The organism is Streptomyces sp. NPDC023481 (assembly GCF_055560195.1).
This window is the reverse complement of sequence record NZ_JBVHJE010000021.1, coordinates 57822-70699: the sequence shown is the minus strand read 5'-3', so window position 1 is coordinate 70699 and position 12878 is coordinate 57822. Positions and strand designations below refer to the sequence as shown.

The following is a 12878-nucleotide window of genomic DNA, read 5'->3' as shown; positions in this document are numbered from 1 at the left end:
GGTGAGCACACCGGCCGTTCTCCGCGTACCTGTAGGGAGGCAGTCTGCACGGGTGCGTGCGGGGACGGAGGCTGACGACAGTGCTGCGCGAGGAAGACCGGCGACCGGAACGACGGCGAACGCCGTACGGGCCAGGGGGCGTACGGGGGCCGCGGGGTCCACGTGGGCCGCGCGGCACACCCCCGCACCCCCTCCTCCGCCCCGCCCGTCTCCTCTCCGCCCTCCTCCTCCCCGTCCTCCTGTTCGGCCTGCTCCTCGGCACCGCGGCCCCCGCCTCGGCCCACGCCGTCCTGCGCTCCACGGACCCCGGCGACGGATCCGTCCTGCGTACCGCCCCCCGCCAGGTCACCCTCACCTTCACCGAGTCGGTCGGCCTGCTGACCGACTCCTTCCGGATCTACGACCCCACCAACCGCCGCATCCGCACCGGCCCCGCCGACCACGCCCCGGGCCGCTCCGACACGGCCCGTGTCGGCCTCCCCGCGCGGCTCGCCACCGGCACGTACACGGTCGCCTGGCGGGTGGTGTCGGCCGACAGCCACCCGGTGTCCGGCGCCCTCACCTTCTCGGTCGGCAAACGCACGGCGGCACCCGCGACCCCGCCCGCGGACGGCGCGGAGAACCGGGCGACCACGGCCCTGAACACCATCGCGCGCTATCTCGCCTACCTCTCCCTGGCCCTGCTCCTGGGCGCGGCCGCGTTCGTGGCGTACTGCCGTCCGCCGGCCACCGCGCACCTGCGCACCCCCGTCCTGGCCGCCGCGGCCACCCTCCTCGTCTCCACCGCCGCCCTGTACCTCCTGCGGGCGCCCTACGAGGAGGCCGCCGCCCCGACGACCGCCTTCTCCCTCTCCGCCCTCACCCACACGGCGACGACCCGCCCCGGCCTGCTGCTCCTGCTCCGCCTGGCACTGCCGGGGGCGGCCGCGGCGGTCGTGGCGGTCCTGCGCAGGCGCGGCGCGAGGCCTCCGCGCCGGGCCGGCCTCGCGGCGGGCGTGGTCCTGGCCGTGCTGCTGTCCCTGACCTGGTCGGCGTCCGAACACGCCTCGGCGGGCATCCAGGTCCCGGTGGCGATCGTCTCGTCCACCCTGCACCTGCTGGCCATGGGGGCCTGGCTGGGCGGTCTGGCCGCGCTCCTGTGGACCCTGCGGCACACCGCGGAGCCGGCCGGCCTGCCCGCCTCGGTCCCGGCCCGGTTCTCCCGCCTGGCGTTCGCCTCCGTGGTCGTCCTGGTGGTGACCGGCGTCTACCAGTCCTGGCGGGGCCTCGGCTCCTGGCAGGCGCTCACGGACACGGCGTACGGCCGCACCCTCCTGGCCAAGCTGGCCGTGGTCGCCGCGCTGCTCCTGGCGGCGGCCTGCTCCCGCACCTGGACCGCCCGCCTGGTCCGGGCCGCCGCGGCCACCCCCGCCCGCGTCCCCGAACCGGCGACCGGCCCCCCGTTCCCCGAACCGCCGCCCCCGGCCCCACCGGTGCACCCGGTCCTGCCCCTGCTGCGCCGCTCGGTCCTGCTGGAGGCGACGGCCGGTCTGCTGGTCCTGGCCCTGACCACCCTGCTGACCAGCACCGTGCCCGGCCGCGCGGCGACGGAATCGGCCCAGGCCGTCACCGCCCCGGTGACGGGCATCCCCACGGCCTCCGTCACCACGATCCCCTTCGACACCGGAGCGCCCGGCGGCCGGGGCAAGGTCCAGATCACCCTGGACCCCGGGCGCGTCGGCACCAACTCCGTACAGGCGGTCGTCTACGGCCCCGACGGCGGCCTCTCCGCCATCCCCGAGCTCCGCCTGACGCTCACGCTCCCCGCCGGGCGCGTCGGCCCCCTGGACACCCGGGTCACCGACCGCGGGGGCTACTGGTCCGCCCCCTCCTTCACCCTGCCGCTGCCCGGCACCTGGACGATGAAGGCCACGATCCGGGTGTCCGACCTGGACCAGGTGACGGTGTCGGCGCCGGTGCGGGTGACGCGGTGACTCAGACGGCGTGCAGGTAGAGCTGCGGCGACCAGGCGGTGCAGCTGGGCCCCTCGTCGATCGCGTGGCCGCACGCCCTGATTTTGAAGTTCCAGTCGCCGTGGGCGGGCCGGTCCACCGTCGCGACCCGGTGCTGCCCCATGGCCAGCCGCCAGCTGAACCAGCCGAGTTGGGACGGGTACGTGTAGCGGATCTCGTAGTAGGCGTACCGGGGGCCGGAGTAGCCGCCGTAGTACAGCTTCAGCGTGTCGGTGCAGCCGTCGAAACGGGCACCGGCGTACGGGCCGTTCGTGAGCCGGTACCGCTGGGGCACACCGCCGACGCTGCTCCCGCCGCCCGGCGGGAACGCGTCCCGGTACGTACAGAGGGTCGCCGGAGCGGCCCCCGGGCCCCCCGCCGGCCGGTCCGCGGCCGCGGCACCGTCCACCGAGACGACGGGAAGCAGCAGCGCGGCCACAGCGGCCACACCAACGAGCGAACGCCTCATGCCCCTCACCTCCAGCAGAGGATGCTCCTCCACCACGGTGCACTCCCACCTCGCGAGCCGCATCCGGGGCGGCGGCGAGCGGGCGGGGAACGTCGAAGGGCCCCACCGCGAACAGTGGGGCCCTTCGACATCGTGCGACGGCTGGTGGACGGCGCCGGACGGCGACGAACGAGACCAGAACCGAGACCAGGGCGCTGGTCATACTCGCTTGATGACGATCGATCCCGGAACCAGCTGCTCCAGGTCGTCCACGTCCGATGTGAAGATGGTGACCTGCCCTTTCTGCTGCCGGGCGATGATGGCGAGCACCGCGTCGATCGCGTACTTGTGGCCGTGAAGCTTGGCGTCGGACAGGAGTCGGCGGGCCTGGCGTGCCTCGTCCTTCCCGATGTCGGCGACTTTGAGCCGGGAGAGCACCCAGTCCCAGCGCTGCTCGGTGGTTCTGCCGTCGTACGCCTCCACCAGCGTCATGGGCGACGTGACCACTTCGGCTTCGCCCCGTGCTGCGAGATCGAGCCAGGCGATCATCTTCCGGTCACCACGCACAGCGAGGGACAGGGCTTCGCAGTCGAGTACGAAGACGCGCAGTGGCCGCTGCCCGTGCTCACCGGCCCGCTTGGTCACGCGGCCTCTCCGGCGTTGTGTCCTCCGGCGGTGAGGCGACGTTCGTGCTCGGCGTCGAGATCTTCCAGCTCCGAGAGTGCTGCCGCGCGCTCGTCCTCGGTGACCGCGCCGTGTTCCTCCTGCAGCCAGTCGACCAGTTCCAGCAGACGGTCCCGATCGCGCTTGTAGCGCAGTGCTTCGGCGACGTACGCCGAAAGCCCCCGCTCAGCCGCCTCGGCGCGGATCTCGTCCAGGAGGTCTTCGGGGATCGTCACCGTCACCTTCTTGGTTGCCATACAAGTCACCATACTCTTGGTGTGAATGCCCCTACCAGATTCCCGTGACCCGTAGGGCAAGGAGGCCGACGGCCAATCCGTGAGCCCTGCCCATGCGTGATCGCCGACTTGCACCGCTTCACTCGGCCACCGCGTGGCCGGACGCCATGCTCAAGGAGGTGGCCCGGAAGATCGCCGATGCAGGCTGGGGAACCCCGGAAGCACCCGCTGTGGACAAAAACCAGGACAACGAAGGCTGAGACACGTCGAAGGGCCCCACTGCGAACAGTGGGGCCCTTCGACATCGTGCCCGGTGAGGCACTGGCGGAGGATACGAGATTCGAACTCGTGAGGGGTTGCCCCCAACACGCTTTCCAAGCGTGCGCCCTAGGCCTCTAGGCGAATCCTCCGCCGGAAACATTACATGACCGAGGGGAGTGCTCGCGAACCCGTTCCCGCAGGCCCGCATCCGGTTCAGCTCGGGTGCCGCGATCGGGTACTGTGGGCGCAGCCCCTCACGCGGCGCTATCTGACTGAACTCCCCCAGGGCCGGAAGGCAGCAAGGGTAGGTCGGCTCTGGCGGGTGCGTGGGGGGCGCTTGCGTTTCCGGGCCGCAGGCCCGGGGCGGTGAGGCGGCGCAGGGCCTGTGGGCCGCGATGCCGGGGCCGGCGTGGGGCCGGTGGGCCGCGATGCCCGGGCCGGCGTGGGGCCGGTGGGTCGTGGGCGGAGTCCGATGTCAGTGGGCGCCATTAACCTCGTATGCGTGTCGTCTCTCGCGCTGTACCGCCGCTATCGCCCGGAGACCTTTGCCGAGGTCATCGGGCAGGAGCATGTCACCGACCCGCTGCAGCAGGCGCTGCGGAACAACCGGGTCAATCACGCGTACCTGTTCAGCGGTCCGCGCGGCTGCGGCAAGACGACCAGCGCACGCATCCTGGCCCGCTGCCTCAACTGTGAGCAAGGTCCCACCCCCACCCCCTGCGGCGCGTGCCAGTCCTGCCAGGACCTGGCCAGGAACGGGCCGGGTTCGATCGACGTCATCGAGATCGACGCGGCCTCTCACGGTGGTGTGGACGACGCCCGTGAGCTGCGCGAAAAGGCGTTCTTCGGCCCCGCGAGCAGCCGGTACAAGATCTACATCATCGACGAGGCCCACATGGTCACGTCGGCCGGCTTCAACGCGCTACTCAAGGTGGTCGAGGAGCCGCCCGAGCATCTGAAGTTCATCTTCGCGACCACCGAGCCCGAGAAGGTCATCGGGACCATCCGGTCGCGTACCCACCACTACCCCTTCCGCCTCGTGCCCCCGGGCACGCTCAGGGACTACCTCGGCGAGGTGTGCCAGAAGGAGGACATCCCGGTCGAGGACGGCGTGCTGCCGCTCGTCGTGCGCGCCGGCGCCGGTTCCGTGCGTGACTCCATGTCCGTCATGGACCAGCTCCTCGCCGGTGCCGGAGCGGAGGGTGTGACGTATGCCATGGCCACCTCCCTCCTCGGCTACACCGACGGCTCCCTCCTCGACTCCGTCGTGGAGGCCTTCGCCACGGGTGACGGGGCCGCCGCCTTCGAGGTCGTCGACCATGTCATCGAGGGGGGCAACGACCCGCGGCGGTTCGTCGCCGACCTGCTGGAGCGGCTGCGGGACCTGGTGATCCTGGCCGCCGTTCCGGACGCCGTGGACAAGGGGCTCATCGACGCCCCGGCCGACGTCCTGGAGCGGATGCAGGCCCAGGCCGAGACCTTCGGCGCCGCCGAGCTGAGCCGCGCCGCCGACCTGGTCAACGAGGGCCTGACCGAGATGCGCGGCGCCACCTCCCCGCGCCTGCAGCTGGAACTGATCTGCGCCCGCGTCCTGCTCCCCGCCGCCTACGGCGACCAGCGGTCCCTCATGGCCCGCCTCGACCGCCTGGAGCGCGGCATCAACTTCCCCGGCGGTGCCGCCGGTGTCGGCGCGCCGGCCATGGGGTACGTCCCGGGCCCCGACGCCCACCCCGGCGCCCTCGCACCGGGCACGGGTGCGGGCACGGGCGCCGGCGGGGTGTCCGTACCGCCCGGTGGCGGCCCCGCGGCGGCACGCGCGGCCGTCCGGGGCGCGGGCGCTCCGACCGCCCAGGACGCCCCCCACGCCCCCCAAGGCCCCGCCGCCCCGGCCGAGCCGACCCCCGCGCCCCCGCCCGCTCCCGCTCCCGCGCCCACGGCCCCCGCCCCGCAGCCCGCCGCCCCGGCCGCCGGCGCCTGGCCCACCGCCTCCGCGCCTGCGCCCGCCACCCCGCAGCCCGCTGCGTCCGCGCCTGCGCCCGCCACCCCGCAGCCCGCCGCCCCGCAGCCCGCTGCCTCCGCCCCCGGCGCCTGGCCCGCCGCCGCCCCCGCCGGTGGCGGCCGGCGCCCAGGTGGCTGGCCCACGGCCGCCGCCCCGGCGGGTGGCCGTCAGGGCCCCGCCGAGGGCTCCACCCAGGGCGGCCAGGACCGTGCCGCCCCCGACCAGGCCCAGCACCAGCCACCGCAGCCCGCCCCCACCGGCGGTCTCGACCCCCGCGCGCTCTGGCCGAACATCCTGGAGGCCGTCAAGAACCGCCGCCGCTTCACCTGGATCCTGCTCAGCCAGAACGCCCAGGTGACCGGCTTCGACGGCACCACCCTCCAGCTCGGTTTCGTCAACGCCGGCGCCCGCGACAACTTCTCCGGCAGCGGCAGCGAGGACGTGCTGCGGCAGGCGCTGGCCGAGCAGTTCCACGTGCAGTGGAAGATCGAGGCGGTCATCGACCCGTCCGGCGGCGGCTCCACCCCGCCCACCGGCGGCTCACCCGGCTACGGCGGAGGCGGAGGCGGTGGCTACGGCGGCGCGCCCACCCCCGCCCCCGGCAGCACTCCCGGCGGTGGCTACGGCCCCCAGGCCGCCCCCCGCCCGGCGCCCGCCCAGCCGTCGGCCCAGGCCACCGGCGGCGCCCCCGCGCCCCGGCCGTCCGCCGCGCCCGAACCGCCGCCGCCCGTCGCCCCCGAGGACGACATCCCCGAGGACGACGACCCGGATCTGGACGAGTCGGCCCTCTCCGGCCACGAGCTGATCATGCGGGAGCTGGGGGCGACGGTGGTGGAGGAGTTCACCAACGAGTGACCGAGTAGCCGACCCGACCCTCCGGCTCCCGGCCACCGCCCCCCGAACCTTGGAGGAAGCTCCGAATAACCCGCCGCCCGGGCTTCGGCGACCTTGCCATTAGGCTGACCCCGTGAAGGTCCTCGTCATCGGCAGCGGTGCCCGCGAACACGCCCTGTGCCGTTCCCTGTCCCTCGACCCCGACGTCACCGCGCTGTACTGCGCCCCCGGCAACGCCGGCATCGCCGAGGTCGCCGAGCTGCACCAGGTCGACGCGCTCGACGGTGCCGCGGTGGCCGGGCTGGCCACCCGCCTCGGTGCGGAGCTGGTCGTCGTCGGCCCGGAGGCCCCGCTGGTCGCCGGTGTCGCCGACGCCGTCCGCGCGGCGGGCATCCCGGTGTTCGGCCCCTCCGGGGAGGCCGCGCAGCTGGAGGGGTCCAAGGCCTTCGCCAAGGACGTCATGGCGGCGGCCGGCGTCCCGACAGCCCGCTCCTACGTCTGCACCACCGCCGAGGAGGTCGCCGAGGCCCTCGACGCCTTCGGTGCCCCCTACGTCGTCAAGGACGACGGTCTCGCCGCCGGCAAGGGCGTCGTCGTCACGAGCGACCTCCAGGCGGCCCGGGCGCACGCCGCCGCCTGCGAGCGGGTGGTGATCGAGGAGTACCTCGACGGCCCCGAGGTCTCCCTCTTCGCCATCACCGACGGCGAGACGGTCGTACCGCTCAAGCCCGCCCAGGACTTCAAGCGCGCCCTGGACGGCGACGAGGGCCCGAACACCGGCGGCATGGGCGCCTACTCGCCGCTGCCGTGGGCCGACCCGAAGCTGGTCGACGAGGTGCTCCAGACCGTGCTGCAGCCCACGGTGGACGAGATGCGCCGCCGGGGCACGCCGTTCTCCGGGCTGCTGTACGCCGGTCTCGCGATCACCTCGCGCGGGGTGCGGGTCATCGAGTTCAACGCCCGCTTCGGCGACCCCGAGACCCAGGTGGTGCTGGCCCGGCTGAGGACCCCGCTGGCCGGTGTCCTGCTGGCCGCCGCCACCGGCGGCCTCGCCGACCTGCCGCCGCTGCGCTGGAGCGAGGACGCGGCCGTCACCGTCGTCGTCGCCTCGCACAACTACCCCGCCACCCCGCGCACCGGCGACCCGATCACCGGCCTGGACGAGGTGGCCGCCGAGGACGCCCCGCACGCGTACGTGCTGCACGCCGGCACCCGGCGGGAGGGCGACGCGGTGGTCAGCGCGGGCGGACGTGTGCTGTCCGTCACGGCCACCGGCAAGGACCTGACCGAGGCGCGTGAGCGGGCGTACCGGGCGGTGGACCGGATCCGGCTCGACGGCTCGCAGCACCGCACCGACATCGCGGCGAAGGCGGCGCGGTCCGCGGGCGCCTGAGCCCGGTCCACGGGTGCCGACGCCAGCCCGTCTGACCTGCTCGTACGACTCCCAGGCCCCGGATCCGAGATCCGGGGCCTGATCTTTGCTGTCTGTCACCCAGCTCTGACCAGAGCCATTCCATCGAGTGAGCAATCGCCCATACGGCTGACGGGGGCCGGGGCCCCAACTATGGTGCCGCGCAAGTGTTCCGGCACTTGGCCCACCGGCATTGCGATGTCAGTGGCGGGTGCCACAGTGGGGGAGTGAGCAAGACCAGGACGGCACTCGATCGGCAGAAAGGGGGCGAGGTCGGCACGTGACCGGAATCGGTATGGAGGCGGGCGCGCAGGCCGCGCGCTCCCGGGCCCTCGCCGTCCTGCGGGTCCGGGGCCGGGCCCTGGCCGTGGCCCTGCTGCCCGCGGGTGCCGCGGTGATCCTGCTGACCGGCGCCTCCACCGGCCATCTCGTCGGCCCGGGCTGGGACACCGCCCGGTGGGTCGTCGGCGTCCTCGCGGTGCTGGTGCTGCTGGCCGCCGCCGGTATCGCCGTGGTCGTGGCCCGGGCCCGTCCCGCCATGAGCCCCACGGTGCCGATCGCGGAGGGCTCCGCCCCGGACCTGTACCGGATGGTGCGCGACCTCGCCGACCGCCTGGACGTGCCGGCGCCCTCGGCCATAGCGCTCACCCCCGACTGCGACAGCTGGCTGGAGGACCGGGCCCACTCGGCCCACGGCCCGCCCCCGCGTCCGGTGCCCGACGAGATAGCGGGCCCGGGCTGCCGCCGGACCCCGGTCGCACCGGTCCTCGTCATCGGCTCCCCGTTCCTGTGGTGGATGCGGGTGGGCGAGCTGCGCGCCGTCCTCGCCCCGGTCATCGCGGGTACGGGCCCCTCGGCGCACCCCGACATAGCGGCCGCCCGCCGTTTCGTGCGCGGTCTGGACGCGGCCGTGGCCGTCGCCTCGGCCCCGGGCCGCTGTCCGCTGGTCCGCTGGCTGTGCGCGGCCCTCGGCTGGGTGGCGCGGCTGCTGCTGCGCGGCTGCCGTGAGCACGCGACACAGATGGAGCGCGGGGTCGCGGCGGCGGCGGCCGAGCGCGCCCAGGCCGTGGACTACGGGCTGCGGATCGTCGCCCAGGAGCAGGTCGGGCTGGCCTACGCCGGCTGGGACCGGCTGCTGACCAGGGTGGCGCTGCCCGCCTGGCGCATGGGCCGCTGGCCGTCCCGGCTGGACGCGGGCGTGGTCGCGGCGCTCACCGAGCTGTCCCGCCGGGACCGGCTCGCCGAGGGCTTCACCTCCCGGCTCGGCGAGCGTCCCGCCTGCGATCTGCTGGAGGAGCCGGGCGCGGTGGACGAGGCGACCTCGCTGCTCGCCGCGCGCCTCTTCCACGGCGGTCCCGCCGAGGCCGGTCCCGACTGGGCACCGGTGGACTGGCAGGCGTATCCGGAGGAGGTCGTGGACCGCACCTGGCGCACGGACGCGGCCCGCCTGCACCGCGTCCTGGACACCCTGGGCGTCCGCCCCTCCCACACCCCCGCCGGCCCCACCCTGGCCCGGGTCCTGGACCATCTGACGACCCCCGGCCCCGCCCACCAGCCCGCCGCCGACACCCAGCGCTCCCAGCAGGAACCACCACCCGCATCCGCTGGGACACCCGCCGCGGAAGCCGCCGGCACGGCCTTCGGCACGGACCCCGGCACCGACACCGACCCCGTCACCGGCCGGGCCGCAGCCTCCGCCGCGGAAGCCACAGGCACCGACCCCGCCACGGCCCTTGGCTCAGACCTCGCCACGGCCTTCGGCACGGACCCCACCGCGGAAGTCCCCGGCACGGAAGCCCTCGGCACCGCCCCCGCCATGGACTCCACTGCGGCCCCCGCCCCCGACCCCACCGCGGAAGCCACCGGCACGGACCCCGACCCCGACCCCACCACCCCCCGCAGCGCCGCCCTGGCCGCAGGGCTCAGTGCGGAGCTGGCCCGGGAGGGGACGACGGCCGCCGGTCAGGTCGCCGACAGCTTCCGTTGGGACGATTGCGACTGCGTCCTGCCCCCCTTCCCGCTGCAACCCCAGCGCACCGCCCGCGAACTGCTCGCCGACCACGTCACGGCGATGGTGTGCTGCGCGGCCGTCGACACGGCCGGAGCGGCACCCGCGCTGGACTGGCTGGACGGTCCGTCCCTGCTGCTGGGCGGCGAGCGGGCCGCCGATCTGGCCCCCAGGGTCCGCAGCCTGATCGAGGAGGGGGACCCGGGTCCGCTGCGCGACTGGCTGGCCGCGTCCGGAATACGCCCGGAGAAGCCCGTGAGACTCGTCTGAGCCGCCCGCACCCCGCGCCCGTCCCCGCGCAGCACCCCCCGCCTCCCCCGTCGTAACGGAAAGGCGACTTCCACTTCAGGTCAATTCGCAACGAGTAGTGACCGGGCCCGTGCGTTATGTGATGTGCTGGGACCGACCACCCCCTTGGCAAACGCAAGCGACATACGACAGTACGACCGAGTACAGCGCGTACACAGAGAACGGTGAGGACCACCGAGACAGGCACGGGGGCATGAGGGAGGGGAGCGACCATGGCCTCGGACCACATCCGCCGCTGGGAGTCCGGAGCACTCGCGCACGCCGTCACGGACCCCTTCGGCCAGGGCCCGGTGCCCTGGCTGCGCGGCAGTGAGACGTACTTCGACGACACGGGCCACGTCGTGCCGTGGTACGTCGACCCCAGCCCGCAGCAGCTCACCGGCGGCGACCGGGCCCGCGTCCCGGCGCCCCGCGCGGCCGGCTCCGGCCCCCGCACGGCCGACGACGTGCACCGCCAGATCAAGGGCTTCACGTCCACGGGCGCGGTCGCGCCCGGCGAGGCGATCGACTTCCACGTCACGGTCGACCCGCCGCAGGAGTTCAGCGTCGACATCTACCGCATCGGCCACTACGGCGGTGACGGCGCCGCGAAGATCACCACCAGCCCCCGGCTCTCCGGGATCGTCCAGCCGCAGCCGCTGACCGCCGACCGCACGGTCTCCTGTCACCACTGGTGGCTGTCCTGGCGCCTCCAGGTGCCCTCCTACTGGAGCATCGGCGCCTATGTGGCCGTCCTCACCACGGCCGACGGCTACCGCTCCCACGTGCCGTTCACGGTCCGCGACGACCACCCCGCCGACCTGCTCCTGCTGCTGCCGGACATCACCTGGCAGGCGTACAACCTGTACCCGGAGGACGGCCACACGGGCGCCAGCCTCTACCACGCCTGGGACGAGAAGGGCCGGCTGCTCGGCGAGGCCGACGCGGCCACCACGGTCTCCTTCGACCGCCCGTACGCGGGCGCGGGCCTGCCCCTGCACGTCGGCCACGCCTACGACTTCATCCGCTGGGCCGAGCGCTACGGCTACGACATCGCCTACGCCGAGGCCCGCGACCTGCACGCCGGCCGTGTCGACCCCGCCCGCTACCGGGGCCTGGTCTTCCCCGGCCACGACGAGTACTGGTCGGTGCCGATGCGCCGGGCCGTCGAGGACGCCCGCGACCGGGGCACCTCGCTGGTCTTCCTCTCCGCCAACACCATGTACTGGCAGGTGGAGCTGGGCCCGTCCCCGTCCGGCGTCCCGGACCGGCTGCTGACCTGCCGCAAGCGCAAGGGTCCGGGCCGGCCGGTGCTGTGGCGGGAGGTCGACCGGCCCGAGCAGCAGCTGGTCGGCATCCAGTACGCGGGCCGGGTGCCCGAGCCGCACCCGCTGATCGTGCGCAACGGCGGGCACTGGCTGTGGGAGGCGACCGGCGCGCACGAGGGCGACGAGATCGCGGGCCTGGTCGCCGGCGAGGCCGACCGCTACTTCCCGCGCACCCCGCTGCCCGAGCACGACGAGCGCATCCTGCTCGCCCACTCCCCGTACACCGACAACGACGGCGTCCTGCGCCACCAGGAGACCTCCCTGTACCGGGCCCCGTCCGGCGCCTGGGTGTTCGCGTCCGGCACCTTCGCCTGGTCCCCGGCCCTGGACCGCCCCGGCCATGTGGACACCCGGATCCAGCGGGCCACGGCGAACCTGCTGGACCGCATCTGCAAACGCGACTGACCCCCCGGCGCGCCCCATCGGCCCCATACGGGAGAATCGAGGCACTTGGTCAGAACCACGGGGAGGAACCGTGTCCGGATTCGTAGAAAAGCCCGAGCCGATCGAGGTTCCGGGCCTGGTGCACCTGCACACCGGCAAGGTGCGCGAGCTGTACCAGAACGAGGCGGGCGACCTCGTGATGGTCGCCAGCGACCGCATGTCCGCCTACGACTGGGTGCTGCCCACCGAGATCCCCGACAAGGGCCGGGTGCTCACCCGGCTCTCCCTGTGGTGGTTCGACCAGCTGCGCGACCTCGCCGAGAACCATGTGATCGGCACGGAGCTGCCCGAGGGCGCCCCGGCCGACTGGGCGGGCCGCACACTGGTCTGCAAGTCGCTGAAGATGGTCCCGGTGGAGTGCGTGGCCCGGGGCTACCTCACCGGCTCCGGCCTCGCCGAGTACCAGGAGTCCCGTACGGTCTGCGGCCTCGCCCTCCCCGAAGGCCTCGTCGACGGCTCCGAACTGCCGGGCCCGATCTTCACCCCGGCCACCAAGGCCGAGGTGGGCGAGCACGACGAGAACGTCTCCTACGAGGAGGTGGCCCGCCAGGTCGGCGCGGAGACCGCCGCCCAGCTGCGCCAGGCCACGCTCGCGGTGTACTCCCGCGCCCGGGACATCGCCCGGGAGCGGGGGATCATCCTGGCCGACACCAAGTTCGAGTTCGGCTTCGACGGCGACACCCTCGTCCTCGCCGACGAGGTCCTCACCCCGGACTCCTCCCGCTTCTGGCCGGCCGACGAGTGGCAGCCGGGCCGCGCCCAGCCGTCGTACGACAAGCAGTACGTCCGTGACTGGCTGACCTCGCCGGCGTCCGGCTGGGACCGCCGGAGCGAGCAGCCTCCGCCGCCGCTGCCGGAGGAGGTCGTGGCCGCGACCCGGCAGAAGTACGTGGAGGCGTACGAGCGGCTGACGGGCACCAGCTGGTCCTAGGGCACGAGAAAGACCCCGGTCCAGTGGACCGGGGTC

The 12878-nt window shown here is 74.1% G+C and carries 9 protein-coding genes, 1 tRNA gene and 1 other RNA gene; 7 read left to right on the top strand and 4 right to left on the bottom strand.

Going from position 1 to position 12878, the window contains the following annotated elements:
- Positions 1-239: 239 nt before the first annotated feature.
- A complete protein-coding gene (locus ACZ3ZD_RS32635) occupies positions 240-1973 on the top strand; it encodes a copper resistance CopC/CopD family protein (protein WP_467405684.1) in 1734 nt (577 codons plus the stop codon).
- Position 1974: 1 nt separating this feature from the next.
- On the opposite strand, the gene ACZ3ZD_RS32630 is transcribed toward ACZ3ZD_RS32635, so the two are convergent.
- The 4 genes from ACZ3ZD_RS32630 to ACZ3ZD_RS32615 all read right to left on the bottom strand — a co-directional run bounded on the left by ACZ3ZD_RS32630 (position 1975) and on the right by ACZ3ZD_RS32615 (position 3748).
- The gene (locus ACZ3ZD_RS32630) at positions 1975-2460 is read right to left on the bottom strand and encodes a hypothetical protein (protein ID WP_467405431.1); all 486 of its coding nucleotides are present in this window, start codon (positions 2458-2460) and stop codon (positions 1975-1977) included.
- A 198-nt stretch (positions 2461-2658) separates the two neighbouring features.
- Entirely contained in the window at positions 2659-3084 is a 426-nt protein-coding gene (locus tag ACZ3ZD_RS32625) for a hypothetical protein (protein WP_467405427.1), read from the bottom strand.
- Entirely contained in the window at positions 3081-3359 is a 279-nt protein-coding gene (locus ACZ3ZD_RS32620; protein ID WP_467405423.1) for a ribbon-helix-helix domain-containing protein, read from the bottom strand. The genes ACZ3ZD_RS32625 and ACZ3ZD_RS32620 overlap by 4 nt, the downstream gene beginning before the upstream one ends.
- A 301-nt stretch (positions 3360-3660) precedes the next feature.
- Positions 3661-3748 (bottom strand) — tRNA-Ser (locus tag ACZ3ZD_RS32615).
- Positions 3749-3844: 96 nt separating this feature from the next.
- Between ACZ3ZD_RS32615 and ffs the strand changes: the two genes are divergently transcribed.
- The 6 genes from ffs (at position 3845) to ACZ3ZD_RS32585 (ending at position 12842) form a co-directional block, all read left to right on the top strand.
- Positions 3845-3943: signal recognition particle sRNA small type (gene ffs, locus ACZ3ZD_RS32610), an RNA gene on the top strand.
- Between the two features lie 158 nt (positions 3944-4101).
- Positions 4102-6453 carry a DNA polymerase III subunit gamma and tau gene (locus tag ACZ3ZD_RS32605; RefSeq protein ID WP_467405421.1) on the top strand — a complete coding sequence of 784 codons (2352 nt, stop codon included), beginning with the start codon at positions 4102-4104 and terminating at the stop codon, positions 6451-6453.
- Positions 6454-6565: 112 nt separating this feature from the next.
- Entirely contained in the window at positions 6566-7825 is a 1260-nt protein-coding gene (gene purD, locus ACZ3ZD_RS32600) for a phosphoribosylamine--glycine ligase (RefSeq protein ID WP_467405416.1), read from the top strand.
- A 313-nt stretch (positions 7826-8138) separates the two neighbouring features.
- A complete protein-coding gene (locus tag ACZ3ZD_RS32595) occupies positions 8139-10121 on the top strand; it encodes a M48 family metalloprotease (protein ID WP_467405682.1) in 1983 nt (660 codons plus the stop codon).
- A 251-nt stretch (positions 10122-10372) separates the two neighbouring features.
- Positions 10373-11872, top strand: coding sequence for a N,N-dimethylformamidase beta subunit family domain-containing protein (locus ACZ3ZD_RS32590; protein ID WP_467405413.1), 1500 nt, complete (start codon positions 10373-10375; stop codon positions 11870-11872).
- A 70-nt stretch (positions 11873-11942) separates the two neighbouring features.
- Positions 11943-12842 (top strand): phosphoribosylaminoimidazolesuccinocarboxamide synthase, encoded by a 900-nt coding sequence (locus ACZ3ZD_RS32585; RefSeq protein ID WP_467405411.1) that lies wholly within the window; start codon positions 11943-11945, stop codon positions 12840-12842.
- Positions 12843-12878: the final 36 nt, after the last annotated feature.